General features: G+C 42.3%; 39 protein-coding genes and 1 riboswitch. Of the genes, 6 read left to right on the top strand and 33 right to left on the bottom strand.

Annotated features, from left to right (window positions below; all coding sequences use genetic code 11):
• Positions 1–4: 4 nt before the first annotated feature.
• The 18 genes from PP175_RS05495 to PP175_RS05410 all read right to left on the bottom strand — a co-directional run bounded on the left by PP175_RS05495 (position 5) and on the right by PP175_RS05410 (position 8,187).
• The gene (locus PP175_RS05495) at positions 5–148 is read right to left on the bottom strand and encodes a hypothetical protein (protein ID WP_272441797.1); all 144 of its coding nucleotides are present in this window, start codon (positions 146–148) and stop codon (positions 5–7) included.
• The gene (locus tag PP175_RS05490) at positions 141–320 is read right to left on the bottom strand and encodes a hypothetical protein (RefSeq protein ID WP_272441796.1); all 180 of its coding nucleotides are present in this window, start codon (positions 318–320) and stop codon (positions 141–143) included. The genes PP175_RS05495 and PP175_RS05490 overlap by 8 nt, the downstream gene beginning before the upstream one ends.
• A complete protein-coding gene (locus tag PP175_RS05485) occupies positions 317–499 on the bottom strand; it encodes a hypothetical protein (protein WP_272441795.1) in 183 nt (60 codons plus the stop codon). Before PP175_RS05485 ends, PP175_RS05490 begins: the two co-directional genes overlap by 4 nt.
• The gene (locus tag PP175_RS05480; RefSeq protein ID WP_272441794.1) at positions 474–1,826 is read right to left on the bottom strand and encodes a replicative DNA helicase; all 1,353 of its coding nucleotides are present in this window, start codon (positions 1,824–1,826) and stop codon (positions 474–476) included. The genes PP175_RS05485 and PP175_RS05480 overlap by 26 nt, the downstream gene beginning before the upstream one ends.
• Positions 1,823–2,554 (bottom strand): ATP-binding protein, encoded by a 732-nt coding sequence (locus PP175_RS05475; protein ID WP_272441793.1) that lies wholly within the window; start codon positions 2,552–2,554, stop codon positions 1,823–1,825. Before PP175_RS05475 ends, PP175_RS05480 begins: the two co-directional genes overlap by 4 nt.
• Positions 2,502–2,837: a DnaD domain protein gene (locus PP175_RS05470; protein WP_272443194.1), complete on the bottom strand. Its 336-nt coding sequence runs from the start codon at positions 2,835–2,837 to the stop codon at positions 2,502–2,504. Before PP175_RS05470 ends, PP175_RS05475 begins: the two co-directional genes overlap by 53 nt.
• Positions 2,838–2,917: 80 nt before the next feature.
• Positions 2,918–3,331 carry a hypothetical protein gene (locus tag PP175_RS05465; protein ID WP_272441792.1) on the bottom strand — a complete coding sequence of 138 codons (414 nt, stop codon included), beginning with the start codon at positions 3,329–3,331 and terminating at the stop codon, positions 2,918–2,920.
• 12 nt (positions 3,332–3,343) lie between these two features.
• Positions 3,344–3,496 (bottom strand): DUF6906 family protein, encoded by a 153-nt coding sequence (locus PP175_RS05460; RefSeq protein ID WP_272441791.1) that lies wholly within the window; start codon positions 3,494–3,496, stop codon positions 3,344–3,346.
• A gap of 60 nt (positions 3,497–3,556) precedes the next feature.
• On the bottom strand, positions 3,557–3,868 hold the full coding sequence (locus PP175_RS05455) for a hypothetical protein (RefSeq protein ID WP_272441790.1): 312 nt from the start codon (positions 3,866–3,868) through the stop codon (positions 3,557–3,559).
• Between the two features lie 38 nt (positions 3,869–3,906).
• Positions 3,907–4,779 carry a recombination protein RecT gene (gene recT / locus PP175_RS05450; protein WP_272441789.1) on the bottom strand — a complete coding sequence of 291 codons (873 nt, stop codon included), beginning with the start codon at positions 4,777–4,779 and terminating at the stop codon, positions 3,907–3,909.
• A 13-nt stretch (positions 4,780–4,792) separates the two neighbouring features.
• A complete protein-coding gene (locus tag PP175_RS05445; RefSeq protein WP_272441788.1) occupies positions 4,793–5,734 on the bottom strand; it encodes a YqaJ viral recombinase family nuclease in 942 nt (313 codons plus the stop codon).
• 104 nt (positions 5,735–5,838) lie between these two features.
• Positions 5,839–6,300 (bottom strand): hypothetical protein, encoded by a 462-nt coding sequence (locus tag PP175_RS05440; RefSeq protein WP_272441787.1) that lies wholly within the window; start codon positions 6,298–6,300, stop codon positions 5,839–5,841.
• A 23-nt stretch (positions 6,301–6,323) separates the two neighbouring features.
• Positions 6,324–6,788, bottom strand: coding sequence for an HNH endonuclease (locus tag PP175_RS05435; RefSeq protein WP_272441786.1), 465 nt, complete (start codon positions 6,786–6,788; stop codon positions 6,324–6,326).
• 146 nt (positions 6,789–6,934) lie between these two features.
• Positions 6,935–7,075 carry a hypothetical protein gene (locus tag PP175_RS05430; protein WP_272441785.1) on the bottom strand — a complete coding sequence of 47 codons (141 nt, stop codon included), beginning with the start codon at positions 7,073–7,075 and terminating at the stop codon, positions 6,935–6,937.
• Positions 7,076–7,108: 33 nt separating this feature from the next.
• Positions 7,109–7,597 (bottom strand): helix-turn-helix domain-containing protein, encoded by a 489-nt coding sequence (locus PP175_RS05425; RefSeq protein ID WP_272441784.1) that lies wholly within the window; start codon positions 7,595–7,597, stop codon positions 7,109–7,111.
• A gap of 45 nt (positions 7,598–7,642) precedes the next feature.
• Complete coding sequence (locus PP175_RS05420) at positions 7,643–7,804, bottom strand: hypothetical protein (RefSeq protein WP_272441783.1); 162 nt, start codon at positions 7,802–7,804, stop codon at positions 7,643–7,645.
• Positions 7,791–7,976, bottom strand: a complete 186-nt coding sequence (locus PP175_RS05415; protein WP_272441782.1) for a hypothetical protein — start codon at positions 7,974–7,976, stop codon at positions 7,791–7,793. Before PP175_RS05415 ends, PP175_RS05420 begins: the two co-directional genes overlap by 14 nt.
• Positions 7,960–8,187, bottom strand: coding sequence for a hypothetical protein (locus PP175_RS05410; protein ID WP_272441781.1), 228 nt, complete (start codon positions 8,185–8,187; stop codon positions 7,960–7,962). The genes PP175_RS05415 and PP175_RS05410 overlap by 17 nt, the downstream gene beginning before the upstream one ends.
• Before the next feature lie 219 nt (positions 8,188–8,406).
• On the opposite strand from PP175_RS05410, the gene PP175_RS05405 reads away from it, so the two are divergent.
• A complete protein-coding gene (locus tag PP175_RS05405; RefSeq protein WP_272441780.1) occupies positions 8,407–9,021 on the top strand; it encodes a hypothetical protein in 615 nt (204 codons plus the stop codon).
• Here PP175_RS05405 and PP175_RS05400 read toward each other — a convergent pair.
• Positions 9,018–9,227, bottom strand: coding sequence for a hypothetical protein (locus tag PP175_RS05400; protein ID WP_272441779.1), 210 nt, complete (start codon positions 9,225–9,227; stop codon positions 9,018–9,020). The genes PP175_RS05405 and PP175_RS05400 overlap by 4 nt on opposite strands.
• 65 nt (positions 9,228–9,292) lie before the next feature.
• Positions 9,293–9,526, bottom strand: coding sequence for a helix-turn-helix transcriptional regulator (locus PP175_RS05395; protein WP_272441778.1), 234 nt, complete (start codon positions 9,524–9,526; stop codon positions 9,293–9,295).
• Between the two features lie 146 nt (positions 9,527–9,672).
• On the opposite strand from PP175_RS05395, the gene PP175_RS05390 reads away from it, so the two are divergent.
• Together PP175_RS05390 and PP175_RS05385 are read left to right on the top strand one after the other, a co-directional pair.
• Positions 9,673–10,101 carry a helix-turn-helix domain-containing protein gene (locus tag PP175_RS05390; RefSeq protein WP_272441777.1) on the top strand — a complete coding sequence of 143 codons (429 nt, stop codon included), beginning with the start codon at positions 9,673–9,675 and terminating at the stop codon, positions 10,099–10,101.
• Between the two features lie 98 nt (positions 10,102–10,199).
• Entirely contained in the window at positions 10,200–10,784 is a 585-nt protein-coding gene (locus PP175_RS05385) for an ImmA/IrrE family metallo-endopeptidase (RefSeq protein WP_272441776.1), read from the top strand.
• A gap of 313 nt (positions 10,785–11,097) precedes the next feature.
• On the opposite strand, the gene PP175_RS05380 is transcribed toward PP175_RS05385, so the two are convergent.
• The 6 genes from PP175_RS05380 to PP175_RS05360 form a co-directional block, all read right to left on the bottom strand.
• Positions 11,098–12,528 (bottom strand): DUF2326 domain-containing protein, encoded by a 1,431-nt coding sequence (locus PP175_RS05380; protein WP_272441775.1) that lies wholly within the window; start codon positions 12,526–12,528, stop codon positions 11,098–11,100.
• Positions 12,486–12,890: a hypothetical protein gene (locus tag PP175_RS05375; protein ID WP_272441774.1), complete on the bottom strand. Its 405-nt coding sequence runs from the start codon at positions 12,888–12,890 to the stop codon at positions 12,486–12,488. Before PP175_RS05375 ends, PP175_RS05380 begins: the two co-directional genes overlap by 43 nt.
• On the bottom strand, positions 12,868–13,104 hold the full coding sequence (locus PP175_RS29840) for an ABC-three component system middle component 6 (protein WP_442870451.1): 237 nt from the start codon (positions 13,102–13,104) through the stop codon (positions 12,868–12,870). Before PP175_RS29840 ends, PP175_RS05375 begins: the two co-directional genes overlap by 23 nt.
• A 13-nt stretch (positions 13,105–13,117) precedes the next feature.
• Positions 13,118–13,684: an ABC-three component system protein gene (locus PP175_RS05370; protein WP_272441773.1), complete on the bottom strand. Its 567-nt coding sequence runs from the start codon at positions 13,682–13,684 to the stop codon at positions 13,118–13,120.
• Between the two features lie 30 nt (positions 13,685–13,714).
• Positions 13,715–13,927 carry a hypothetical protein gene (locus PP175_RS05365; RefSeq protein WP_272441772.1) on the bottom strand — a complete coding sequence of 71 codons (213 nt, stop codon included), beginning with the start codon at positions 13,925–13,927 and terminating at the stop codon, positions 13,715–13,717.
• A gap of 180 nt (positions 13,928–14,107) precedes the next feature.
• Entirely contained in the window at positions 14,108–14,875 is a 768-nt protein-coding gene (locus PP175_RS05360) for a hypothetical protein (RefSeq protein WP_272441771.1), read from the bottom strand.
• A gap of 276 nt (positions 14,876–15,151) precedes the next feature.
• Here PP175_RS05360 and PP175_RS29835 point away from each other — a divergent pair, with 276 nt between their 5' ends.
• The gene (locus PP175_RS29835; protein WP_442870450.1) at positions 15,152–15,277 is read left to right on the top strand and encodes an HNH endonuclease; all 126 of its coding nucleotides are present in this window, start codon (positions 15,152–15,154) and stop codon (positions 15,275–15,277) included.
• Between the two features lie 173 nt (positions 15,278–15,450).
• A complete protein-coding gene (locus tag PP175_RS05355) occupies positions 15,451–17,010 on the top strand; it encodes a recombinase family protein (protein ID WP_272441770.1) in 1,560 nt (519 codons plus the stop codon).
• Positions 17,011–17,017: 7 nt separating this feature from the next.
• On the opposite strand, the gene yhbH is transcribed toward PP175_RS05355, so the two are convergent.
• The 6 genes from yhbH to PP175_RS05325 form a co-directional block, all read right to left on the bottom strand.
• Entirely contained in the window at positions 17,018–18,175 is a 1,158-nt protein-coding gene (yhbH, locus tag PP175_RS05350; protein ID WP_272441769.1) for a sporulation protein YhbH, read from the bottom strand.
• A gap of 19 nt (positions 18,176–18,194) precedes the next feature.
• Entirely contained in the window at positions 18,195–20,093 is a 1,899-nt protein-coding gene (locus tag PP175_RS05345; RefSeq protein WP_272441768.1) for a PrkA family serine protein kinase, read from the bottom strand.
• 155 nt (positions 20,094–20,248) lie between these two features.
• Positions 20,249–21,085: a MetQ/NlpA family ABC transporter substrate-binding protein gene (locus PP175_RS05340; RefSeq protein ID WP_272441767.1), complete on the bottom strand. Its 837-nt coding sequence runs from the start codon at positions 21,083–21,085 to the stop codon at positions 20,249–20,251.
• A gap of 173 nt (positions 21,086–21,258) precedes the next feature.
• Positions 21,259–21,402: riboswitch (SAM riboswitch) on the bottom strand.
• 107 nt (positions 21,403–21,509) lie between these two features.
• Positions 21,510–22,238, bottom strand: a complete 729-nt coding sequence (locus PP175_RS05335; protein ID WP_272441766.1) for an HAD family hydrolase — start codon at positions 22,236–22,238, stop codon at positions 21,510–21,512.
• 40 nt (positions 22,239–22,278) lie between these two features.
• A complete protein-coding gene (gene trmL, locus PP175_RS05330) occupies positions 22,279–22,743 on the bottom strand; it encodes a tRNA (uridine(34)/cytosine(34)/5-carboxymethylaminomethyluridine(34)-2'-O)-methyltransferase TrmL (RefSeq protein ID WP_272441765.1) in 465 nt (154 codons plus the stop codon).
• Positions 22,744–22,775: 32 nt separating this feature from the next.
• The gene (locus tag PP175_RS05325) at positions 22,776–23,273 is read right to left on the bottom strand and encodes an amidase domain-containing protein (RefSeq protein WP_272441764.1); all 498 of its coding nucleotides are present in this window, start codon (positions 23,271–23,273) and stop codon (positions 22,776–22,778) included.
• A gap of 263 nt (positions 23,274–23,536) precedes the next feature.
• Here PP175_RS05325 and PP175_RS05320 point away from each other — a divergent pair, with 263 nt between their 5' ends.
• On the top strand, positions 23,537–24,121 hold the full coding sequence (locus PP175_RS05320; protein WP_272443193.1) for an aconitase family protein: 585 nt from the start codon (positions 23,537–23,539) through the stop codon (positions 24,119–24,121).
• Positions 24,122–24,213: 92 nt separating this feature from the next.
• Here the strand turns inward: PP175_RS05320 and PP175_RS05315 are convergent, their stop codons facing one another.
• Positions 24,214–24,774 (bottom strand): methylated-DNA--[protein]-cysteine S-methyltransferase, encoded by a 561-nt coding sequence (locus tag PP175_RS05315; RefSeq protein ID WP_272441763.1) that lies wholly within the window; start codon positions 24,772–24,774, stop codon positions 24,214–24,216.
• Positions 24,775–24,813: the final 39 nt, after the last annotated feature.

The following is a 24,813-nucleotide window of genomic DNA, read 5'->3' as shown; positions in this document are numbered from 1 at the left end:
CTGTCTACTTCCTTTCGTTATAAGAGTGAGCTCCGCCGACCTTCCAACTATTTACTTTTCCGACCGTAGTGGTATTTTTAACCCAATCTGCAACCTTTTTTGGAATGATAACAGGCGCTGGACCCCGTCGTTTTCTTTTCTCACTCATTCATCTTGTCCTCCACTTCAATCTCAATGGATTTGGTTTCCGGATTCACTCGCAGCCGTTTCACTGGCTTCTGCAGCATTCCCGCTTTCACCATTTGGCTTCCTAAGCTTCCAAAACATGCCATAATAGATGAACCACTAGGTTTCTCTGGAATTAACACGCTAAATTTCATTTCATCACCTTCCCTCGGCTGGCATCGAGAAACGTTTCAAACTTGTACAATCCCTCAACAGCATCTTCGGTCGAGACAAGACCCAAAAACCGTTGCTGGAAAGCATCCAGCCCCATCACTTCGCCAGTAGCCTGATAATGTTCAATCAGCGCGTTATAAACATGCCATTTGTTCAGCATGGTGCACCTCCAGATCCAGAAATTTTCCGTACTCTTTCAGGAAAGCTAATTCCACTTTTCCAGTCTGTCCATCCCGGTTCTTCGCAAGATCCAATTCCACAATATTTTTCTTCTCCGAACTTTTGTCGTAGTAATCATCCCGGTAGAGGAACATTATCTTGTCTGCCGTCTGTTCGATTTCCCCTGATTCTCGCAAGTCCGACATCATCGGGCGCTTATCCTGCCTCTGTTCAACCTGTCGGCCTACCTGAGCTAACGCAACAACAGGTACACCGAATTCCTTTGCCATGTTTTTCAGTGCCTTTGTATTCGTGCTCACAGCCTCTGCCCGGGTCATCCCTCGTACCGGCGATTCGATAAACTGCAGGTAGTCGATGAAGATGGCAGCCAGGCCATGCTCTTGCTGAACTCTTCGCGCTTTCGCTTTAATCTTGGCCACCGTCTGTCCAGGCTCGTCATCGATGAGAATATTCCGTTCTGCCAGGTCTGCAGCAGCCATGGTGAGCTTGAGGTAATCCTGTTCGGTTATCTCTCGGCCTTCGAGATTGGAAAGGTTGCCGAGATTGTTAATCATCCGAGCCACCAGTTTTTCAGCTGACATTTCAAGCGAGAAGATCGGGATGGCCCCCGGCCTTCTCCCGGCCATATTCAGCACGAACTGATTCATAAGGGCTGTCTTGCCCATCGATGGCCGGGCCGCTAAGATAATCAGCTCAGTCGGTGAGCAACCACCCAGCAGCTTGTCCAGATCCGCCAGGCCGGTTGGGATGCCTGCCATCACATTCACCGGATCCGGATTGTCTAACCTATCACCGATTCTCTCTACGTAATCCATCACAACGTCTCGAACCTTATGCATCGTGTTCCGAACATTGCTGTCACCGATTTTTTCTAACGAAGCTTGCGCATCTACCACAACCTTTTGAATGTCGGATTGGTCCATCGCCTGCCAGTTACGCGCATTGGCAATAAGTTGGTTACCGGCCCTCATAGCGTTTCTTAGCGTTGCCAACTGCTGAATCCGTTCAGCCCGCTGTTTGATCTCCCAAAACGATGCAATTGAGCCCGCAACGTCTGTGATGTGGCTGGCGCTGATGTCTAACTGTTCGAAGATGGGTACCAACTTCACCAGGTTTATCGATTCCGCATTCTGTTCCCATCGCTCGATAACTTCCTGATAGAGTTTCCGGTTCGGTACCGAATAGAACTGTTCTGGTTGCAAGACCCCGGCCACTTCCCCAATCGTTTCGGGTTCGAAAATCATGCTGGCCAGTAGCTCTTCCTCCAGCTGTACATCAGCCGGTATGCTGTATTCTACTTCGCTCAAGGTCCCGTCCTCCCAAATCCTCGACGGCGATAGTCGTCTCCAAGCACCTGAATCCATTGTGTATCCTGTGACAAACGCGACATATTCCGTTCTCCAATTTGTTTCTCAAGCTGCACACCACCGAGGTTGGTGGTGTAAACCGTGTCTTTTCCTAGCCTTCCTTCTACCAACTCGAACACTTTTGATTCTGTCCAGTCTGTGCCGTTCTCAGCCCCGATATCATCCAATACCAGGCAATCAACTTGCTCTATCATTTCCAGCAGTTCCAGTTCACTATGCTCGCTATCCCGGTTGTAGGTGGACCTGATTTTCGTGAGAAGCTTCGGCGTGGAGATGTAAATGCAGGAATATCCTTTTGCAATGAGCCTTTTTTGAATCGAAACGGCAAGATGCGATTTCCCGACGCCGAAGGGCCCGGTCATTAGCAGATTTCTCGAATTCTCTCGGTCAAAGGCATCCGCATATGCCTCACACTTTTCTTTTGCTGCTTCCTGACTACTGTTTACCGGGTGATAGTTTTCAAAAGTAGCCGTCAGCAAATTTTTCGGTATCAGGCTGTTTTCAGAGAAAAGGCTCTGTAGTTTAGCTTGTTTTGCTTCTACGTTCGCCCGCTTGATTTGTTCTACCATCAGCCGGTCCTCTTCTTCACACTGGCGTCTGAATGTTTCTAGCGCCTCAGTAGGGATATTCATACTTGGATTGTAGAGAAGGTCCCTCACGCTTTTCATTTCGCTCTCCTTTCGGCAAATGAACTAGCTTTTTTTCTTTTTCCGCAGCTGCCTCAGCCTTTTTCTGCTTGAATTGCTCTAAGGTTCGGATGTTTTTGTTCAGGCACTCCTGTAGAATTCGTTCCAGGTAGGCCCATGATCGTTTCTCGTAAATGGCTGCTTCCTGAATAGCCGCTATCATAATGGCATCTGGTTCATAGAAATAACCGCCGTCTAACCAATCAATCATTTTGTCTCGAATGGTGTCTGTAAATCTCCCTATCTCCTGTTCATAAACAGCGATTGGATTTTTTTCTTCCTGTGCTTGCGTAGGAGGAGTAGGAGTATTAAGATCTTTTAAATTCTTTTCATTCTTGTTAGTTGTTAGTTCTTTGTTAGGACTTTGTTGAGACTTTGTTGAGACTTTGTTAGTTCTCGGTTAGACTCTTTGTTAGTTGGTTCATCATCACCTTGATAAAGCGCCCAGTTTACAACGGTTATCAGCCTATTTCGCATTGTTGATTCATTTGTTAAAAATCCGTGCTTTTCTAATTTCAACAAAGTGGTTCGGACGTTCTGTATTGAAACGTCAGAGGCGCAATTTTCTCTTAAATTTTCGAGTGATGTAACAAATTGACCAGGCTTTACTTCGTAAATTTCACCTTTAAATTCCCAAGTGTTAGAACGATGATTGGCCAATAAAAGTATGGTCATCATTACATCTCGTTGCTTACTATTCAGTTGTTTATACATGGCACTCTGTAGAATTTTGCGGTGTAGTTTAATCCATCCGTCCATGTTACAAATCCCCTACGCCGGTATAATGCGTTCCCGATTAGACTCGCGATGAACGATGTGAAGCTTGTCCGGCAGACTTTTAGCGACCAACCAGTTATCAGAATTCAGACGTGCAAACAGCATAGCTTCTTTCTGTTTTCGCGTTGGTCTCTTCCCTTGTTTCATAGCCTACTCCCCCTAATAGATTGATAGAGAGGAGCGCACAGGCGCCCCACCCCGGTTTATTCAATACCCTTCAAAATCAGGCATTTGATCCAACTGCCATTGCTGCATTGTTTCTACACGCAACCTGTATATATCGAACATCACGTACTCATCGTTCATCCAGTCATTAATCTGCAGACTATCAACAATGAATTTTTGCACCAACTCAAACTGCTCTTTATCTAACCCGCGCAATGATTGGTTTAGATGACTAAAAGAATCATTCATATGACCAATTATTTCAGCCATAGCATCGTTAGCGTTTATACAAGTTGGACCTGTCATTTCAGCAATGATAGGCGTATATGTTTTTACTTTTGTACAATCTAACATCGTTAACTCCCCTCCAAGGCGCCAGAGACGCCCAATTATTACTCGAATTTCATTTCCATCGCTTGGTCGAGCTCATCCTTTGGCTTTTCTTCCGGCGCCTTTTCAGGAGCCTGTCCACCTTCTGACTCCCGAATATCTTCGGCAGCTGCCGGTTCCAAATCAATCGCATCGCTATAAACACTCTGAGGCTCACTCGTCACATCTTTCCTAACTGTTTCATCCTGAGCTGCCTGCTGCTGAATCTCTATACTGATCGGTAAGTACTTCCACATATGCCGGATGACCGTTTTTTTAGCCATCTCCTCATAATCAGTTTTCCAAGGACCGTTATTGGCTGCCTTTGAGCGCTGTCGGCGTCTTTCTATCTCTTCTGTATCCATCACTTCAAATTGATAACCACCGTCTTTAAAATGAGCCACAGCGTATACGTATTTCATTTCACCACGCCGTCCAGGAGCCGGCTTATGTACCAGCTTCGGATTAAGACCAAGCTCATAATCGAAATCATCTGCTTCATATACCGCATGAGCATAGATGTTTTGAATCTGACCGGATCGGCGTGCCAGGTCAATCATGCCTTTATATCCGATGATGAACTGCGCTTCTCTTCCATAAGGGATGATGTAGCAATGACCGATAAGGCCAGGTTCAAGTCCCAACTGTGCAGCCTGCATAACGGCTCCCAGAAGGGAAGGCACGTTACACTCAAGTAGTTTTGGTGTAGTTCGGATCGTTGTTAAGGCGATACGCCCAAGCCGTTCGGCATTCAGGTGACTTGGTAGTGCCTTTTCAATCTCCGGTGCCATCTTCTTTAAGTAAGCCGCTATTGTCTGCTCCGGTGTAGCCGGCTTAGTTGGTGCGTTTTGGCCTCGTTGCACCAACGCATGTTTTGCATCTTTGTTTGTAGCCATAAGGCTTGTCCTCCTATTTCACTGCCTTCACGCCAAAGCGACGTGAGATAGATGATTTTGCGAATCTTTCATAGATGTCCGGGTGCTCAGCTTTTAATGCTTTGGAATCAATACGCCGACTTTCGATGTTCTTCCATGTCACTACATAATTGCGAGCCAGTCCTGCCTCATGGTTACCGAGCATGGCCTTGAGTCTATTTTCCAATGTCTTCACACGTTCACTGGCGCCCTTTTCTTCTTGTTTCGCTGTCTCCAGCTCCTCGAGTAAATCATCAGCTTCAAGAGGAAGTTCCGTTTCTGTTCCTTCCTCAGCTGCAGGGTGCATTTTCTTAAGCAGATTACCGGATGCCTCCGAACCATCCAGCATCGGGGATACCTGCGCAAGCACGTGATTTTCCCAGAAGTTCTTCTCAATATCGATAAGCTGAGAAATAAGTTCCTCGTCACGTTCTATCTTTTTGTAAACGAATGTATTCCCGCCGACCAAAGCAGCAATCCACCAAGATTGGAACCCTGTGACGGCCATATAGTGTTGGCACTGAATGAGATATTGCATGGGAACCTCATCGCCTTCCCACAAGTCTTTAAGGTAAGCAGAAGCTGTTTTGCATTCTAGGCCCACATTCTGGCCGACGATAAGTCTGTCCACATTGGCAAGCATGAACGGGTAATCAGGATGCTGTAGAACGGCATTACACCGCTTTACCTTGAAGCCGGTTCGAGAGGAGAATTCCTTCGCTACAATGTCCTCTAAAACGTTTCCCCAGTAGGCTGCTTCCCCGGGCTCGTCCTGATCCAACTGACCCATTTTCTCAAGATAAACAACAACCGGTGATTCGTATTTACTCAGGCCGGCAATTGCTGCAGCATCAGATCCGCCGATACCCCCCTTCCGGATTTCAAGCCAGGCGTCACGGCCCATATTTAGCGTTCGAGCCAGTACATTTGCTTGCATTCGATTCACTCCCTATTTGATTTTCAAAGTTCAACCGTGGTAAAATCCTAGTAGTCGTTCTCAAATATCTCTTGTCAATGACCTGTTGCTTCAGGTCATTTTTTTTATACAAAATCACTCTGCCGCATCCCCGTTCCGTACCATGGATCGTACGATGTATCGGGAATCTTCCGATCCAGCTCGTCATAATACTGATCGAATGTATCCAGGATTACCGTGTGCCGGCGCACCCGATCACCAATTTCCTCCGCGTCGTCAATACCCACTAGGTCGATGAGTACTCGAGTAAACACTGCCTCACTGATCGATAGATTCGCCGCCATACGTTTTGAAAGGATTTCAGCTACCTGGTCAGCAACATCTGCAATACGTTTGCCATACACCGTCAGCTTGTCTGCCATCAATCTCATGCATCGACTTTTCCGATGCACCAGTTCGTCTTGCATTTGAATCGTTTCCTGGTGAGAGAATATAGGTTTATGGCAGCCAGCGCATCGCTTTGTCTCATGATCAAATGGAAGTGACTCCATGCCTGGCGGATAGCTTGTCCCTAAATTGACACTCATGTTATTCACCTTCTTTCTCTGTGTTAAAAATTAGAAGCAGCCATGTGTTGATAAATAACTTTAAGTGTTTCGTAGAATTCATTAAGTGGGTAATCATGTTTCATACGATTACACTTCTTATGAGCCCATTTAAGATTTGAAATTGTTGTTCTACCACCTTTCGTTAACGGCTGAACGTGATCCAATTCCGCATCGTTCCATGTCAATGGCAACCCGCAAAGGTAACAGATTTCAGGAGCTCCAAGCTGTTCTCTCAGTTGTTTCGCTGTGACATCACTGTCAGGATATCGTTTTAGATTATGTTGTAATTTTTGCCATCTATAAGTTGGTGATGTCTTCCTGTATTTTTTGTAGTATTCTCTTTCGCATGCCTTGCAATGGGAACGTCTTTCTGTTAATTCTGACTTGAAAAAACTTCCTGGACGTTTTCTGAAGGCAGAGAGAGGTTTCTCTACTTTGCAGCGTGTGCATCTTTTGAAAGTCTCCATATGGTCCTCCTTTCTAAAAAATTTGTAGGCTGTCACCGTATTCTCAGGTCCGCTTATGCGGTCTTCAGGTCGGGTAGCCAATCTCCCGACGACCAGGCGCCGCAATGGGCGCAGGTTTCGACATTTAGCTAGTAATGTGTTAAAATTTAATTACCGATTATTTTTAGGCCGTCTGTTCGCTGCAGGCGGTTTTTCTTTATTTCTGCTTGATGTTCAGATACTGCTTTGAGCATCAACAGCCGAATCTTTTTCGGTATCGCCAGCCAGTCTTTTGTAATGACATGCATCCCGATTCCTCCTCTGTTTCAAAATCAACCTTCCTAAAACGTTCCTGACTTTAAGCGCTCTATGTAGGCTGTATTCAGTTCAGAAGCGCTAATGTTCAAACCTTCCTGAATAAGACCGGCCATTACCATTGCGAAAAGTCCCGCATCCCTCAGTTCAAAAGCTACTTTTATCGGATCAACCTCTTGCTGTTTGTAAATAGGGGATGTTCGGTATTGGCTTAGTGCTTTAAAAGCCTCCTCAAGTTCCTTCAAGGTGATATCCTTTGCCATACCGATATCTGGATCGATATTCAATACATCCAAAACATCAACCACAAAAGCATTTGTTCTTTCTTGAGCTACTCGTAAAGCCATCCTCCAATTCCAGGATGAAAGCTTTTGTTCACTTTCCTCAGTCATCTGCCTACTGCCATTTTCAAATTTTGTGACGGCCGACCTTTCGTATCCTAATATCTGGCCAAGTTCATGCTGACTGATTTTTTTGCTACGGCGAACTTGTCTAATTCTGTCACCGATGGACATTGCTACTGCCTCCTTTGTCACCCTTTTTGAAAAATAGCCATGTTATCATTTACTTAAAGCAACTAAATTAGGAGCCATTTCCGCAACACACAACCAGCGTTCAAGGGCCATCATTTCAGAAATAGTGAGGTTTTGCATGTCCGAATAATTTTGCCAGTAGAACTGCTTTTTTCGCATTTCAGCGACAGTAGATTTAATAGCATCCATTCGGTTCACCTCCCTTCTCACGTTGTATGTGCTCTACGAAGCTGGATGCATATCGTTCTAGTTTGTCAAGTTCTTGGAGCTTCTGAGGCGATGCAGGAAGGTTTATCACTTCGCTACATTTTTCTTTAAGCAGGATCGATGATTCTGCTATTGGGTCAAGCTGGCGTTTCACTTTGTACCTCCTTACTCATTTTTTCTATTTTTTTATTGTGGTTGTACCAGGTAGCCCTGGCCCAAGCTTGCTTAAACATTTGCACTTCCGGCAGAGAGTCGTTATCCCGGTACCACCTGGCTTGTTCTTCCTCTGACATAAACGGAAGAGCTGAACGAATCTTGATACTTGTGTTTCCTATCTTCGTTTCAAAGCAAGGACGGTTTTCCATGGTCTCATTCCCCCTTGCTCTATGTGTATGAGCTCGGAGAGTTTGGACAACCTCCATACTTTTTGCCTCCTTTCCAATAGAGGATGATATTGGTGACCAAGATGCGCAGAAAGTAAATTTGTAGGATTTTTCACCACCATGTCGAATGACTTAGTACGGAAGAACCGGACTTTGGCGAGCTGGTGTTCTTCTAAGTACAAATTGAAAGAGAGTGATGTAATGGCTGAAATTCCAGTTGGTCTTACCCAGTTCTTAGACTTCACTTTAAAAGGGAGTGGAGCTGCTAAAACAAACTTTGTAAGAAAAATAAAGTATCAACCTGATTACCATCCAGCTTTTGATCACTGGAGACAATTGCGAAACGAGATTAAAAAGATTCACGAAAATAATCTCGATATTGCGACCTTAGACAATTTGCTTAACATCGTTGATCAAAAGAAAAAGAAAGGTTATCAAGAAGCGATCAAGCAATATAAAAAGTTTGTTAAAGGCAAGGAAATTGAATGGTTTGATATTGGCAAATCTCATTGGACGTTTGAAAACTTATTAGTTCGCTCTACCCCTGAAATTGGATTGATAATTGATGGAAAACCACACCTTATCAAGCTATATTTCAAAGGAAAAAATGAAAGAATCGATACACATAACATCAAGTCGACTCTGACCTTAATGAGCCATTCAAATAACTCAACCAATCCACCAGAAAATAGCTGCCACGCTGTTTTGAATGTCCAGCGTAATCGTTTGTATCCAAATCAGGAAGTAAACCAAGATTTGCTCTTTGCTTTGGAAAGCGAAGCTGCACAGCTCATTTATTTGTGGGGCCGGGTTTAGGTGTCTAACTCATTTCCGGCATCGTTCATGTATTGGGCACAGTCATCACAAATCCAATCAGTAGCATGCAGTTCATAGTCTCCAGGTTTGTCTTTACAGCAAACACACAGTGGATTGTTATTATCAGCCGTCGTTTGTTCGGCGGCTTTCTCTAACTCAGCAACTCGCGCTTCCAGTTCTGCGATACGCTGTTCAGTCGTTTTCAAGTGATTCACCCCCTTCCAATTTAGGTTGGTTATTTCAGTGGAGATGGAAAAAAATTTAGGCTGAATTAGGCGCCAAACTTCTTCGATTCGTATATATTTTCTTCAAAAAAAATTTCGATAGGTTCGTTTAAAACCAAAGAAATATTTTTGAGAAGTTCAACAGTAATTCTTCGCCTACCTAACTCATAGCTATTATAAGTTTGAACCGGCATTGCAAGGCTTTCTGCCACATGCACTTGAGTAATTCCCTTATGTTTTCTAACCTGGCGAATTCTCTCATGGACTTTAATTTTCCTCACCCCCCATTTATACGAATCGAAGAACCTTATGAACACATAATAATTCTTCATTTCGTATATGTCAATACTTATTTATACTTTTTGTATATTTATTTTATTCGTTTTGTAGAATTGTGTAAAATTCGATGAAGAGGGGTGGTTAAACCGTGACGTTAGGAGAACGATTAAGACTTTTAAGGGAAAAAAATGATTTAACACAAATAGCTTTAGCAAAAAAGTTAAATATCCCCAATCAAAATATTTCGAACTACGAACGAGACTTTAGACAACCAGATTATGAAACCCTTAAAAAGCTAGCTGATTTATTCGATGTATCTGTAGACTATCTCCTAGGCCGCACAGATCATCCTGAAACAAACGTAATTGGCACGAAACATGTTCGTGTAGCAGATAAAGAAATTGAACTCACAGAAGAAGAATATCGGGTGTTTGAGGAAATAAAAAAGAACCCGGTATTATTCCATGACCTAGCAAGTGATCCTGAAAAGAAGGTAAAGGCCCTTATTGCAATGTGGGAAGGCGTTAGGAAAGCCATGGGCCAACTTGAAGAACGGGATGACATAATAGACGATTAACATACATAACTAACAAAACGTAAAAAAAACACGACTCTACAGACTCCTTTTCCTTCTGAAAACGGGGTATTTTTTTAGCTAAAAGGGATGGAAGGATTATGAACTTATCACAATTGTTACCTAAGAAACCGATCAGTTATTGGGAAGAACGTGCAAACAAAGTGCTCCTCCATTTTAACTTTAAACATCCTGACGAAATTGACATCGAAGAAATTTGTTACCGGTATGGAGTTAAAATCATGCCTTTAGACGAAATATTTTGCCCAGAAATGGTGGACAAACCTTTGAATGCTTTTTCGATACCTTCCACAAAGGGCCGCAGGGGAATTATTTTCATTCGCCCAGGCCTTAACCCAATCGATAAAAAAATCTTACTGGCCGAGGAGTTCTGCCATATATACGCTCATCACGTTTCAGAGCTGCTGGCAGATAAGATTTTGCTGGATAAAACAGAGCAGCAGGCCAAAAGAATGTCTGCGTATCTATTGATGCCACGTCAATTTATGAAAATCATGTACGATGAGATGCCTGCTGAAGGCCTTGCCATCGAGGAAATTGCTGATATTTTTCTTGTGACTGAAGAGTTTGCGCAATATCGGTTAGAACTTGATTTTGACCAGAAGGCGATATCGGTTATAAGCCGATGGCGCGGGCAGTATGGAAGTATTGAGTGGATAGATTAATTTGTATTTGCAATTTATGGTCGAGGCGAAGGGCGCGTTGGCATGATAAAGCTGGCTTGAGAATAATGGATATGCAACGGGGATAATAAAAAATAAAGTGTTAGAAATGGAGGAGAAACAAATGCTTGTGGGGTTTTGTACCCTAATCTACTGATTCTGATTGGAATAGAATAGTGCAAAAAGTTTATATAGAGAAAGCGAGCATTTCACCCGCTTTTCGTTTACTTTTTAGATTGTTGACGGATTTCCTTTAGTAATCGTACGATCAATTGTTAATTTAAATCACTTACTTTAAGTAGTCTTAGTTGCAATATTAAAAAGGTGGCATATTAAACAATCGACCTTCATTTCCATCATCATGCAATACTCTTATGATGGTTCCTTCTTCTTTTAACTTCTCTATTGTATTTTCGGAATTTATCTCTGGAGGTAATTCATCCTGAATTGCAGTGAAAATGTACTGGATGTTATATTTACTGACATACTTTTGAATCACACGATAAAAATTATTTTTTTGACGATTATCGAGTCCATCAAAAATACCATCATGGTAAACAAATTTAAAATATTTCATCGGGCTGTATGTAGCTAATAAAGCAAGATCGAATGCTGCACACATAAGTTTTTTATACGTTGTGCCATCGCCTTTATTCCCTTTGGATTTCGTATCTTGGTCTACTATTTCAGGTTTAATATCTACATTATCATTCTTATTGATATCCAAAGTAATAATACCAATATCTCCAACTGACTTATTTATTATAGATGAGAAATGATGCTTGATAGTAGTTAACAACGTATTCTTTTTACCGTAAATCTCTTGTCTTATATTGTAAACTTCTTGAGATCGTTTTGTGAATAAGTCCTGAATTTGCAAGTCTTTATCATGTGTCTCATGTAAACTTTTGATTTTATCTTGTAAGTTTAATATGTCAGCTTTCAAACCAATAATTTCTTCTTGCAGCACTTTATATTTCTCCATTGCATCTGTAGCATTTAAATATTGCAATAGTTCTGCTCTTCTTAGATTAAAACGACTGATTTCTAGCACATTTTGATTATATTTGGAACTTGCTTCCTCAATAATTTCGGATAATATTTCATTTCTTTCTTCTGTTAGTTCATAATGAAACGCTACTAAGTCTTCGTATTCTTTGACTAATTGTTTTTCAAAATATAACCCAATTTCTTTGTAAAATGACTCCAGTTCTTTTAAGTCTATTCTATAATCAAAAATAGACTTTGTTGCATTTTCTATTTGTTTTTTCAAATAATAATTTTCATTTATATATTTTGTAATTTCAGCATCCACCTCCTGTACCAGTTCTTTAGGCTTTTCAATATCACTGGTACTAAAATCGAAACGACTATACTCTTCTTCCTTTTCCTGAAGTTCTTCTAGTTTAATATCTAGAAAAACCCTATATCTCTCAGCTTCCCCCGCTTGTGCATCATTTAGTTTGGCTAATTCATTCCTAACTTCCTGTAACCTTTGTATTTCGGCGTCTATTTCATACTTTTTTATAACGGATTGAGTATCAAATCCCAATAGTTCTATCACTAAAGGCTTCCAATTTATATGTTTTCCTATATGTTTTGAAAGCTGGAAGACATCTACATAACTCTGATTATCCCTTAAAAAATAAGAAAGTGTTTTTCTATAATTTCGATTTCTTAAAACTTCAAATTGCAAAAGGTCGTTCAAGTACTGTATGGATTTTTCAAGCCCCCCTGGAAATCCCATTCACTCTTCGGTAATTCTTTATAATTTCTCTTACCTACCTCATGAACTTTTATCATGACTTTTTCTCTGGATTTTACAGCTCTTCTTATTGTACAAAATCGACCATCTGGTAGTTGAATTTCAAGAAAAAATATAAAAAGTTCAAATTTTTTATAGTTATCCCTTATAAATTGTCCTTTTTTAGCTTCTTTAAGTAAGCAGTAATCAATCAAAGAGGCCAACAAAGACTTCCCTAAATCATGAGTGGATTTTGTTTGATTCTGTGGGTTCCTAACTTCGGCCAGCACAATATTAATTGAATCTTTAAAATTGATAGGTTGAAATAAATCATCAAGATTACTATACAGTTTGCTCAGTTTCATTTTGACACAACCCTATTAAATCGTTATTTTTGTTATAGCTAATTTTTCCAAAACAAAAAAGCATGTCGATTGATAGAATAAAATTTTTGTAATTAGCATTTTTATTCCTGATTTTATACTTAATATATAATTCGTTAAATTGGAAGTATTCTTGCTCAGTTAATATAGATATTAACTTTGCTGTATTGCTTAAAAGAGACTTTGATATATCCATATGCTTATTAGGTCTAATTTTCATCGTTTTCACCAATATCACAATAAAAGTACATAAAAGCGATAAATTTTTTTATCAAATCTTTTTTATTTATTTCAATTCTCCCGTATTTTTGTTGAATTAATTCTATCGATTTTTTCATAAGATAATCTAGAGCTTTGTCAAAATCAGAAAACAATTCTTTATATGCTATTAATGAGCCATTTATTGAATCTACAATATAGAGATAAGCCTCGTTTTCTTTTTCATTATCACTATTCCCCAAAAATTGCTCTATTTCTTCGAAGCTAGGAATTTTAGGTATCAATACCTTCCTATAGTATTCATCAGACATCCCATTAATTTCATTTTTCCTGTTAATTTTTGTTCTCTTACTCTGAATTCTTCCCTCTATGACTCTTTGGTCAATCATGACTCTTAAATCATCTTTGGCATTATAAAAAATATCAATTAAACTTTTAATCTCATCTGCATCAATATTAATCGGTACATCCCCTGATCCAAAAAAGGAGCACCCATTATATATATCTCTGTCAGCATTATAGATGGAAGAATTCGGTCCCTTTGTATTCTGCCACATTTTCACTATCCTCACACTTCATATCCTGTATTATTTATCATTTACACGGTAGTTTGAATCTCCTTCAGCATTAACGATAGGGGAATTTTGACCACGAGTGTTTTGTTTATATTTTCTATTATCTTTATTATTACTATTTACCGATAAGTTACTATTTATTTTTATCACTTTACTAACCACAAAAATAGACATAAGGAATGATGCTATAGAACAAGCGCTTGCGATTAAATTAAAAGTCTCCATATAATAACCTCCACTTTCTGATTGTCTTCACCTATTAATTACGAAATTTTGATCGTCTTTATTCGAAAATAAACGATCAAAACTGAGAATTTTTTACAATTCGAACTCAATACATATTTAAAATTTATTTAACGAATTTTAACGAGAAGCTAATACGCTGATTGATCTGTTCCTCTTAATTTACAACTTGCCTTCTCTACAAAATCTTTGTAAATTGTTGCTCCTTATTAGTTTCAAAAATGTAACCTTCTCAATTTCTCCCCTATCAATATTACTTATACCTGGTTTACCATATATAGGTCGTTTCATCGGATATAGAAACCTTTCACCTCGTTCATTTTTCCATTCATGACTTCCCATATTATATGATATATAAGGAATCCGCATAACATCATTATCTGTATAATTACAAATGTGACCATTTCCAAACTTCAAATGAAATGCATGCGTAGCTATTACCGGAAATGCTCCCGTCCACTTTGCTCCGCCTTTTTTCTTTCCATTTGGGCCATTATGAAATACGGTATCTTTAAATGGTTCTTTTACTGAAATATCAAGTTTCACAAAATAGAAGGGCTGAAAAAAGGAGATTTCCTCTACTTTAACTTTTGAAAACCTTCCATAACATTCAATATCCAAAAACGAAGTAATATTTGTTAAGGGACTTACAAGAACAGAGCTACCATTCGTATATTCTGAAGTTCCTTCGAATTTTAAAGGTTGTCCTTTTTTTCGCAATTCTTCTAGATTCAAATTGAACTCATCTATTTCATTATTATATTCATTCATTAGCCTAATATTATTTCTTGAATATTTCCCATCAAATTCTTTGTTTTTAAAAATACCGACAAAAGAATGTTCATATTTATTGTTACCTTCCAACGTATGAAAAGACCATTTACCTACTCCATCTTTTTCCTCAATGAATTTTTCGTTAAATATTTCCATATCATCCACCTTACCTTATTTGTTTTTCAACGCAAAGTCTTAAATACCTATAAGATTATATAACAGATGATTTAAAATTTGTGTCGAATCTTGTCATAGCATAGTTACTTACTCCTAGTAACAATAATTCAAACATATATTACAGATAAAAAAATCCTATAATAAGATAATGATTTATCTTTTGTTATTGAAAGAACGGTTAAGGGAGGCTCTTAATGTTTATACCAGGCCTGCTGGCCCCTTTTGCAACCACTATAAACGGAGAACAATCTTTATATACGTCGGCTCTCTGATGGTGGTCCTGATAATCCAGAACACTTGGCAGCTATTTGTCCTAACTGCCATATAGAAGCTCATTACGGACAGAATCAGCATACTTTAACGAAGAATTCTGGCTCGTAAGGTGAGAGAAAAGGGAAAAGATATCATTTGAAAAGTGCATCCTTCGTCTCTTTCATTATTCATGAAAAAAAAGAACATGTATTCCTATTAAATAAATTCATACATCTTTCATGACAGAAAAAATGACAGTCTTTTTCTTTCATTGGATGATACAATCATAGCGAGGTGATTCCATGTCACGCCCTATCGGCAAAGATGTTTTTATTTATCTCCGTAAAAGCCGGAAAGACATAGAAGAAGAGAAAAAAGCATTGGATAGTGGGAGACACTACGATACGCTTTCAAAGCACCGTAAAGAACTGCTGGAGCTCGTTAAGCGTGAGCAGCACAATGTCATTGCCATACTCGAAGAAGTTGTTTCTGGGGAGTTTCTTTCTGAACGAGATGTTGCACAAGAAATGCTTCGCCAAGTGGATGAAGGTGCAGTAGAAGCCGTTGTCGTGATGGACCTTGACCGACTTGGCCGCGGTGATATGATCGATGCAGGAACAATCTTTCGCTCCTTTAAGTTCTCTGACACTCTTATCATTACGCCTACCGAAGTAATTGATTGTAATGCTGAAGGTGCCGAATTATTGTTCGGCGTGAAATCCATTATTGCTCGTGAGGAGCTGCGACAAATAACAAAACGTATGCAAGGTGGTCGGCGCCGTTCAGCAAAGGATGGAAAATCAATCAGTCGTAAACCTCCCTATGGTTATGAGAGAGATGAGAATCTAAAGTTGCATCCTCACCCAGAAGAGGCGCCCATAGTACGTAAAATATTCGAGCTTGCTGCAGCTGGTCACGGACGACAGGCAGTTGTAAAGCAACTCGATTTGCTTGGCATTAAGCCGCCAGAAGGCGATATGTGGGAGCAATCCACAGTAAGCTACATAATTAAAAATGAAGTGTATCTCGGCCATATTATTTGGGGAAAGCATAAATACACCAAAAGAAACGGTAAGCGAACCAAAAAGAATCTGCCCCCAGAACTGTGGGTACGACACGAGAATGCACATGAACCCATTGTTACGCAAGAATTATTCGACCAAGCAAATCTGGCCATCCAGGGACGCTACAGGGCCCCTACAAAGGAAGGGCTACAATTATCTAATCCACTGGCCGGAATCATCAAATGCAGCCGTTGTGGACGTGCATTGTATCAGTCCCATAGTAAAGATCGACCAAACCCACAATTGCGTTGTATCACACCAACCTGCCAACCATTTCAAAAAGGAGTTCTGCTTCCTCTGTTGGAACAAAGAGTGATTGATTCGTTAGCATTATTGGTGGAACAAGCTTCGCTTGAACAGAATGAGTTAGCTGCTTCCGCTGAACAAGAAGAGTCTATGATTGAGCGTAAACAAAAACAAGTGAAGAAGATAGAAAAAGAGACTGAAGAACTTCACGGGATGAGAGAAACAGCATTTGAAATGCTAGAAAAGAAGATTTACACCGAGGAGATATTCTTGCAAAGGCACCAGGCCATTAGTCAAAAGCTAAAAGAAGCTGAAGCTAATATTGAGCAATTAAAAAAAGAAATAGAGCTGGAAGAAGCCCAGCTCCAACATAAAGAAAACATTATCCCTCAAATCAAGAAGGTCATCGATGAATACAGAGAAATTGACGACCCAGTTGAAAAAAACCATTTATTAAAATCCATCCTAGAAAAAGTGTACTACACTCGAAATAAAGAATGGACCAAAAAGGATCAATTCGAATTAGAAATTGTACCGAGGCTTCCGATTTAGGAAGCCCTCATGCCTCTTTCCTAAAGAAAGTCCGTAAGGCTTTATAAACCTCCTTTTTTTCACTAACTATACAGTATTTAAACTTCGGATCACTTATTTTCTCAAAGACAGACATTAATGTGGATTTTCGTATAGATCCTGAAGAGTTATACTGGTTTACTTCCCCATAGCCAAACATATTGCTTACGGCCATCAGCTCTTTTACTAGCTTTACACAACGCTCATTGTCAGAGGTTAGGTTGTCGCCGTCTGAGAAGTGGAACGGATAAATATTATACATGACCGGATTGTACCTTTCACCGATGATTTCAAGCGCCTTCCGGTAGGCAGAGGAGCATATCGTTCCGCCGCTCTCCCCTTTAGAAAAGAATGCATCTTCCGTCACTTCTTTTGCTTCCGTATGGTGCGCGATAAACACGATTTCCACTTTCTCATAGCGGGTCCGCAGAAAGCGGGTCATCCAGAAGAAAAAACTGCGGGCTACGTACTTTTCCAGTGCTCCCATGGATCCGCTTGTATCCATCATAGCAATAATCACAGCGTTGGAATGGGGCTTAACAATCTCTTCCCATGTTTTAAAGCGCAGATCTTCATTGGATATCGTCCACTTATGCGTGCCGTTTAGACCGTTGCGGCGGAGGGCTTCAAGCAGTGTCCGCTTCTTGTCGATATTGCCCATTAGGCCTTTCTTGCGGATATCATTGAAACGTATGTCTGTCACAATGATCTCGTCATTATCTTTCTGCTGCAGATTAGGAAGCTCCATTTCCGCAAACAGCATTTCTTCCAGCTCTTCTACCGTAATTTCCGCTTCATAGAAATCATCGCCGGGCGCATCACCTGCACCCTGGCCCTTGCCCGGACCGTCAGTGGGCTCCCCGTCCCTGGCGACAACATCGCCTACCTTCGATTTGCCATTGCCCTGGCCCACGTGCTGGTTCTTGTTGTAGTTGTAGCGGAACCGATATTCATCGAGCGAGCGAATAGGAATTTTCACAACGTCGCGCCCATTGGACAAAATGATATTTTCTTCGCTCACCAGGTCAGGGAGGTTCTTCTTAATCGCTTCTTTTACTTTCTCCTGGTGGCGCAGCTGGTCTTGATTGCCCTTCCGGTGCAGTGACCAGTCCTCACGCGAAATGATATACAAAGGGCGATCTTCCATCACAACTCCCCCTTATCCGCTACCTGTTTAACAGGCTGCCTACATAGCGGAGAAGTTCGTTTGCGCAGATCGGGCAGTATCCGTGTTCATCAATAAGACGTGCGGTTACTTCATTTACCTTTTTCAACTGAACTTCATCAGGCGTCTTGGAAGAGGTAGTGATTTTAACCACATCTTTGAGGTCAGCAAACAGCTTTTTTTCAATCGCTTCACGGAGACGGTCATGGCTGTTATAGTCAAACCGTTTCCCTTTGCGTGCGTAAGCCGAGATTCGGATAAGAATTTCTTCGCGAAAAGCCTTCTTAGCATTCTCTGATATTCCAATCTGTTCTTCTATCGAGCGCATCAGCTTTTCGTCCGCATCCATTTCTTCGCCGGTAATCGGGTCACGCATTTTGTTTCTGTTGCAATACGACTCCACATTATCCAGGTAATTGTCCATCAGCGATTTAGCGGATTCTTCATACGAATACACAAACGACTTTTGCACTTCTTTCTTTGCCAGCTCATCATATTCTTTGCGAGCGACGGAGATAAAGTTGAGGTAGCGATCCTTCTCTTCCTTGGAAATCGTAGCAGTTTGATCCAAACCGTCCTTGAGCGCCCGCAGAATATCAAGCGCATTGATGCACTCCGTATCGCGACGGATGAGGGCACTTGAAATGCGGTTGATAACGTACCGAGGGTCAATGCCGCTCATGCCTTCATCCTGGAACTCATTCTGCAGCTCTTTTACATCCGACTCTTTAAAGCCTTCTACTGTATCCCCATTATACAGGCGCATTTTCTTCAGAAGATCCACACCCTGCTTTTTGGAATCCTTCAGACGGGTTAGGATGGAGAAAATAGCGGCTGACCGCAGCGCATGTGGTGCGATATGGACATGGCCAAGTTCACTCTGCTTGATAAGTTTGCTGTAGATTTTTTCTTCATCGGACACGCGCAGATTATATGGAATCCGCATGACGATAATGCGTGACTGCAGCGCTTCATTCTTTTTGTTGCCGATAAAAGAACGGTATTCCGATTCATTCGTATGAGCGACTATTAATTCATCTGCGCTTATTAAGGCGAAGCGGCCGGCTTTAAAGTTTCCTTCCTGTGTAAGCGACAGCAGGTTCCAGAGGAATTTCTCGTCACACTTGAGCATTTCCTGGAATTCCATCAGGCCGCGGTTTGCTTTATTAAGCTCCCCGTCAAAACGGTAGGCCCGCGGGTCAGACTCTGAACCGTACTCTGTAATCGTTGAGAAGTCGATGCTGCCCGTGAGGTCCGCGATATCCTGCGATTTCGGGTCGGACGGGCTGAAGGTACCGATCCCTTTCCGTTTGGCCTCGGAGAACAACACACGTTCTACTGGCATTTCTTCGATTCTGCCATTATATTCTGTTTCCAATTTCATTGTGCAGTATGGGCACAGTTCGCCTTCAATAATAACGCCCAGCTCGTCGCCTACATCGCCCCGCATCTCGTGCGGAATTAAATGCAGTGGCTCCTCGTGCATCGGGCAGCCTTTTATCGCATACACGGCACCTTCGTTTGTCCGGGAAAATTTCTCAAGCCCGCGCTTTAGCATCGTAACAAGTGTTGATTTACCACCGCTTACCGGACCCATTAATAAGAGAATCCTTTTACGTACATCAAGCCGCATAGCTGCCGAGTGGAAATATTCCTCGACCAGTTTTTCGATGGACCGATCTAGGCCGAAAATTTCCCGACTGAAGAATGAGTACGATTTGCTCCCGTCTTCGTGGTGTTCTATACCCGCATGCTTAATCATATTGTAGACTCGGGAGTGAGCAGTTTGGGTGAGATTGGGATTCTTCCTGACCAGTTGCAGATATTCCGCAAACGATCCTTCCCAGGCCAGCTGTTCTTCTCGCGCCTGATATTCTGTAATTCTCTTTAGGATATCCATTGGCACTCCTCTCCTTTTCTTTGTTCCGGGATAGTTAATGGATTATTGTTGAGTGCATTTCTACTATCCTATTCGACAGAAGCAGCTGACATGCAAGGCTTACACACAAAAAAAAGCCGCCGTTCTGCTGGTAACAGAACGGCGGCTTTTGCAAATTAGAATACCGCGACTACGGCACCCTTGTATTTATCGTTGATGAATTTTTTCACGTCATCGGATTTTAACACTTTAATCAGTTTTTGAATGGCTGGGTTGTTTTCATCGCCTTTTTTAACACTAATGATGTTTGCGAATGTTTTAGCTGCTTCAGAAGTAGCCTTTTCCATTGAGACGGCATCTTGGAGTTTCAGTCCGCCATTTAATGCATTGTTACCATTAATGACGGCATAATCTACATCACTAAGCGCTCGCGGCAAGATGTCAGCTTTCATCGGCTTAATGATAATTTTATATGGATTTTGAACGATATCCTGAGGAGTTAATTCGATAATCTTCTTGGTTGGTGTAAGCTTAATCCATCCAGTTGTTTCAAGCAGTTTCAGTGCACGTGCTGTGTTGGTCGTATCGTCCGGTATAGCGACAACAGCACCTGTTTTAGGCTGCTTCGCTTTTTGCTTGCCTCCGAAAAGACCCATCGGCTCGAAGTGAATGCCGTCTAATGCTGCAATGTGCGTGTTGTGCTTCTTGTTGAAATCATCAAGGTAAGGAACCGTCTGGAAGTAGTTGGCATCAATTTGCTTGTCCTCCAGGGCCATGTTTGGCAGTACATAGTCATTGAATACCTGCACCTTCATGTCGACGCCCTCTTGTTTTAATTTATCCTTAACAAAGTTAAGAATTTCAGCATGAGGCACGGCGCTTGCGCCTACCGTAATGCTTGTAGTCTTGGCGGCGTTATCTGTACCGCCAGTGCTGCTGCCTGCATTATTGCCGCATGCGGAAAGTACGCCCACCGTGAACAGCATAAGGACTGCGATAATCCATTTTTTCATTTTTCTACCCCTTTTCTTTATTATTAGTTAGAAAACTTGGCTGACGCCAAGCCGCAGGCGAAGGTCGACAGCCTTAGCCTACGCTTATGTGGATAGGATGCGCACATACTTTCCTATCAACTAAAAAAGCCCTCACTGGCAGAACCAGGAGGGCTTGTCTTTAAGACTTTACACTCTTATCTGCCAGGAATATTTCCTGCTGGAATTGGCACAGCATTTTTCCCCTTATACTCGATCAGCAAAATCCGCTGCTAATAAGGGTAAAAATCCGCTGCCGGGTTTCATCGGGCCAGTCCCTCCACCTCTCTTGATAAGCCAGCTATGAAGTTTTCATGAAACTTATATTACAATCCGTCATCCAAGGTGTCAACCGATCTACAAATAATAATTCAATTAAAAATTATCTAAAAAGAAATGAATCCCTCTACTCGCCGGCAAATATACCTTTTTCCTCGGACAACTGTTGGTACAGCTCATGAAGCGTGCCCATTCCATCTACAGCATACTGCGGCGTTCCCCGGTCAATTTTATAATCCGTGACAAGGTATGTTTTCATTCCGATTTCCTTTGCAACCATATCCTGCTGCATGTCGTTGCCAATCATGATACAGTTCCCGGGGTCAATGCCAAGCCGTTCACTAATCTCCTGGAAATAGCGGGGATTCGGCTTGCAGTAGTGGGAATTCTCCATAAAGGTGATCCACTCAAAAGAGCTGGCTTCAATTCCTGTCCACTTCAGCCGCTCCATAATCGCCCCTTCTGGAAAGACTGGATTCGTAGCAACGACCAGACGGTAGCCCTGCTTTTGCGCTTCTTTCACGATTTTAATGGCGGCAGGGTGAGGCTCAATATTGCCCCGCAGCAGGGGAAATTCCTCCTCATAGAATCGGTCAAATACCGGCCAGATCTCATCCCGGCTTATGTTCCCAAACTTTAGAAAGTTTTCTTCAAAGATATCCGCATTTGTACGGTTCGGGCTATTGTCTTGCATCGCCACTTTGGTAGCTTTCCAAAGCGATTTCACAAGCAAATCCGGTGCAATCAAATGGCCTGTGTATTCGCCGAGACGCTTCATGTAACGGCCCACAAAAGCTTCCGTATCTATCGTAAGCAGTGTGCCGTCCATGTCAAAAAGAATCGCTTTATGTGCCATATGGTTGGGTCCCCCTTATTTTCGTACAGTTGGAAATCGGCTACTTCATTCCAGGATACCCCACCTGGCGCAGCCCTTCATATAGTACAATAGCGGCTGTGTTGGAAAGGTTCAAGGAACGTGTTGCATCGCTCATGGGGATGCGGATTACGGTTCCCGGATACTGCTTCATGATCTCAGCAGGAATCCCGCTTGTTTCTTTGCCGAACACAAAAAAATCACCATCCCGGTATTCTTCATCGGAATGGTAGGTCTCTCCGTTCGTTTCAATAAAAAAGAATCGCCCTTCCGGATGCTTGCCGGCAAACTCTGCAAATGAATCGTAATACGTAAGATTCACCGCATACCAGTAGTCAAGCCCCGCCCTTTTTAGGTACTTGTCATCTGTCGAGAAACCCAGCGGCTTAATTAAATGCAAATGGGTTCCTGTTGCCGCGCATGTGCGGGCAATATTCCCTGTATTAGCCGGAATGAGCGGTTCGTGAAGAACGATATGAAAAGCCATTCTTATCTCACCTCAACACAATCATAGCATATTCACCCCAAAAGATGAAAAAACAGGTATTGTGTATTCTCTGTATATTCGCTTGAATCTTTGTAACCCCACTCTCTATGCCGGCTGTCTATTGTATGCGCATTCACAAGGGGCATGCCATTCGCATCTTTCGCCACCACTATCGTCGTATGATCCCAGTTCCCATCTCCGTCAAAATCATAGCAGATAACGTCCCCAATGGTTAACGCAGATGCGTCCGCTTTACGTTGGGCAGAAATAACTTCCCCGCCCTCGAGCATCCATCGAAAGCTGTGGGCCACGGCCCAGCTGTAGCTCCATGTATCGGCATCCGTTCCTGTTGCCTGATACCACCAGCCACTGCCCCGATCACCTGTATGAATCATCGCAATTCCTCCAGCATACAGGCACTGGGAAACATAGTTGGTACAGTCATCCGGAAACCTGAGAAACCCCGGGTTTGTATCGTTCCACCAGAGATCGGCATAGCGAACAGCCTCGACTCTGTTGTATGTAGTCATTGCACCCACCCCCTGCTCTACCAGCGTATGCTTACATTCTTAGTTGGTTCTCCATTTTTTCATAATTCAAACGAATCAAACATTTTTTTAGATAAAACTTAGCCTAAGAAAAGTAATGGAGAAAATGTTTCTTTACGGATAGAAATAGTGGTTCAGCTAAACGAATGGGTAAAGGAATGTAGAATCCAGCACAAGGAGGTAATAATATCATGGCTTTGAACTTGACGCAAAAAATTATGACCATCTTGTAGTTCTGCGCAACCATTACGAACATGGGCGCTGAGCTTGGGGCCACCACTTCCATTTTTACAAGCGATGAAAACACGCGGCACTATTTAAAAGCCCAGGGGCGCGAAGGCGATTGGATACCGTTAAGCGCAGATGAAGGCTGCCAGTACGACGAAGTGCTGCATATCGATCTGGACAAACTTGAGCCGCTTGTTGCACGGCCGCATAGCCCGGATAATGTCGCAAAAGTAAGAGAAGTAGGCCCTATCCCCGTCCAGCAGGTTGTCGTCGGTTCTTGCACAAATTCGTCGTTCTCAGATTTGATGACAGTTGCGAGCCTGCTAAAGGGAAAGACCGTACATCCGAATGTATCCATGGCGGTTGCCCCGGGTTCCAAGCAGGTATTCACCATGATTGCGCGCAGCAGTGCTCTTGGAGACTTAATTGAATCAGGGGCACGCGTACTGGAATCCGCCTGCGAGTCTTATATCGGAATGGGTCAATCCCCTGGTTCCGGGACGAACTCTGTGCGTTCCCTTAACCGCAATTTTAGGGCCGCTCAGGAACGAAGGACGCTTAATTACACAAAACGGAGCGCCACAGCTAAAGTCACACCCTAAAAAGAAGAAAGTTTCCTGCAAACATTTTTATAGGATTCATGAATAACTAGAGGCCGGCTTCCACTTTAAAAGCGGAGCCGGCCTGACGTTTTCTAACGGTGGGCAGAAGCATGGACAATAACATCTGCAGGATTCGTTTCTTGAAGAGCATGCTCATGTTTTAGCAAATATTCTTTAATATTAAGCCCGCCCCCGTAACCGACAAGAGCGCCATTGGAACCAATCACGCGGTGGCATGGAATAAAAATCGAAAGTGGATTTTTATTGTTCGCCATACCTATAGCACGCACAGCCTTTGGCGCATTAATGGCAAGGGCAACATCCTTGTATGAACGGGTTTCCCCAAACGGAATTTTCGTTAACGCCTCCCACACGACCTTCTGGAAGGCCGTTCCATATATATCGAGCGGCACCGTAAATTCTTTACGGATTCCGGAGAAGTACTCATCCAGCTGTTCAATCACTTCCATTAGTGCCTCGGGACTATATTGAATTTTATCCGTGTGTAGCCATCTGTTCGCCCAACGGAGCAGCGAACACTGTGTAGAATCACCCCGCCCAAATTCCACCCAGCATAAACCGGCATGAGTAGCGCCCAGCGTAAGCGGACCAAGCGGGCTGTCATAAATGGTGTAAAAAACTTCAGGCTTCACTCTATCCCTCCCCTTAGAACTCTCCCATTATCTTACACT

It is taken from the genome of Aneurinibacillus sp. Ricciae_BoGa-3 (genome assembly GCF_028421645.1).
In the GTDB taxonomy this organism is placed as follows: domain Bacteria; phylum Bacillota; class Bacilli; order Aneurinibacillales; family Aneurinibacillaceae; genus Aneurinibacillus_B.
The sequence above is the reverse complement of the archived record's forward strand: the minus strand, read 5'-3'. Positions and strand labels throughout refer to the sequence as shown.

Coding starts and splice junctions, on each gene's coding strand:
- PP175_RS05495 (WP_272441797.1), bottom strand. CDS start 148: ATGAGTGAGAAAAGAAAACGACGGGGTCCAGCGCCTGTTATCATTCCA.
- PP175_RS05490 (WP_272441796.1), bottom strand. CDS start 320: ATGAAATTTAGCGTGTTAATTCCAGAGAAACCTAGTGGTTCATCTATT.
- PP175_RS05485 (WP_272441795.1), bottom strand. CDS start 499: ATGCTGAACAAATGGCATGTTTATAACGCGCTGATTGAACATTATCAG.
- PP175_RS05475 (WP_272441793.1), bottom strand. CDS start 2,554: ATGAAAAGCGTGAGGGACCTTCTCTACAATCCAAGTATGAATATCCCT.
- PP175_RS05465 (WP_272441792.1), bottom strand. CDS start 3,331: ATGGACGGATGGATTAAACTACACCGCAAAATTCTACAGAGTGCCATG.
- PP175_RS05460 (WP_272441791.1), bottom strand. CDS start 3,496: ATGAAACAAGGGAAGAGACCAACGCGAAAACAGAAAGAAGCTATGCTG.
- PP175_RS05455 (WP_272441790.1), bottom strand. CDS start 3,868: ATGTTAGATTGTACAAAAGTAAAAACATATACGCCTATCATTGCTGAA.
- recT (WP_272441789.1), bottom strand. CDS start 4,779: ATGGCTACAAACAAAGATGCAAAACATGCGTTGGTGCAACGAGGCCAA.
- PP175_RS05445 (WP_272441788.1), bottom strand. CDS start 5,734: ATGCAAGCAAATGTACTGGCTCGAACGCTAAATATGGGCCGTGACGCC.
- PP175_RS05440 (WP_272441787.1), bottom strand. CDS start 6,300: ATGAGTGTCAATTTAGGGACAAGCTATCCGCCAGGCATGGAGTCACTT.
- PP175_RS05435 (WP_272441786.1), bottom strand. CDS start 6,788: ATGGAGACTTTCAAAAGATGCACACGCTGCAAAGTAGAGAAACCTCTC.
- PP175_RS05430 (WP_272441785.1), bottom strand. CDS start 7,075: ATGCATGTCATTACAAAAGACTGGCTGGCGATACCGAAAAAGATTCGG.
- PP175_RS05425 (WP_272441784.1), bottom strand. CDS start 7,597: ATGTCCATCGGTGACAGAATTAGACAAGTTCGCCGTAGCAAAAAAATC.
- PP175_RS05420 (WP_272441783.1), bottom strand. CDS start 7,804: ATGGATGCTATTAAATCTACTGTCGCTGAAATGCGAAAAAAGCAGTTC.
- PP175_RS05410 (WP_272441781.1), bottom strand. CDS start 8,187: ATGGAAAACCGTCCTTGCTTTGAAACGAAGATAGGAAACACAAGTATC.
- PP175_RS05405 (WP_272441780.1), top strand. CDS start 8,407: ATGGCTGAAATTCCAGTTGGTCTTACCCAGTTCTTAGACTTCACTTTA.
- PP175_RS05385 (WP_272441776.1), top strand. CDS start 10,200: ATGAACTTATCACAATTGTTACCTAAGAAACCGATCAGTTATTGGGAA.
- PP175_RS05380 (WP_272441775.1), bottom strand. CDS start 12,528: ATGGGATTTCCAGGGGGGCTTGAAAAATCCATACAGTACTTGAACGAC.
- PP175_RS05375 (WP_272441774.1), bottom strand. CDS start 12,890: ATGAAACTGAGCAAACTGTATAGTAATCTTGATGATTTATTTCAACCT.
- PP175_RS29840 (WP_442870451.1), bottom strand. CDS start 13,104: ATGGATATATCAAAGTCTCTTTTAAGCAATACAGCAAAGTTAATATCT.
- PP175_RS05370 (WP_272441773.1), bottom strand. CDS start 13,684: ATGTGGCAGAATACAAAGGGACCGAATTCTTCCATCTATAATGCTGAC.
- PP175_RS05365 (WP_272441772.1), bottom strand. CDS start 13,927: ATGGAGACTTTTAATTTAATCGCAAGCGCTTGTTCTATAGCATCATTC.
- PP175_RS05360 (WP_272441771.1), bottom strand. CDS start 14,875: ATGGAAATATTTAACGAAAAATTCATTGAGGAAAAAGATGGAGTAGGT.
- PP175_RS05355 (WP_272441770.1), top strand. CDS start 15,451: ATGTCACGCCCTATCGGCAAAGATGTTTTTATTTATCTCCGTAAAAGC.
- yhbH (WP_272441769.1), bottom strand. CDS start 18,175: ATGGAAGATCGCCCTTTGTATATCATTTCGCGTGAGGACTGGTCACTG.
- PP175_RS05345 (WP_272441768.1), bottom strand. CDS start 20,093: ATGGATATCCTAAAGAGAATTACAGAATATCAGGCGCGAGAAGAACAG.
- PP175_RS05340 (WP_272441767.1), bottom strand. CDS start 21,085: ATGAAAAAATGGATTATCGCAGTCCTTATGCTGTTCACGGTGGGCGTA.
- PP175_RS05335 (WP_272441766.1), bottom strand. CDS start 22,238: ATGGCACATAAAGCGATTCTTTTTGACATGGACGGCACACTGCTTACG.
- trmL (WP_272441765.1), bottom strand. CDS start 22,743: ATGGCTTTTCATATCGTTCTTCACGAACCGCTCATTCCGGCTAATACA.
- PP175_RS05325 (WP_272441764.1), bottom strand. CDS start 23,273: ATGACTACATACAACAGAGTCGAGGCTGTTCGCTATGCCGATCTCTGG.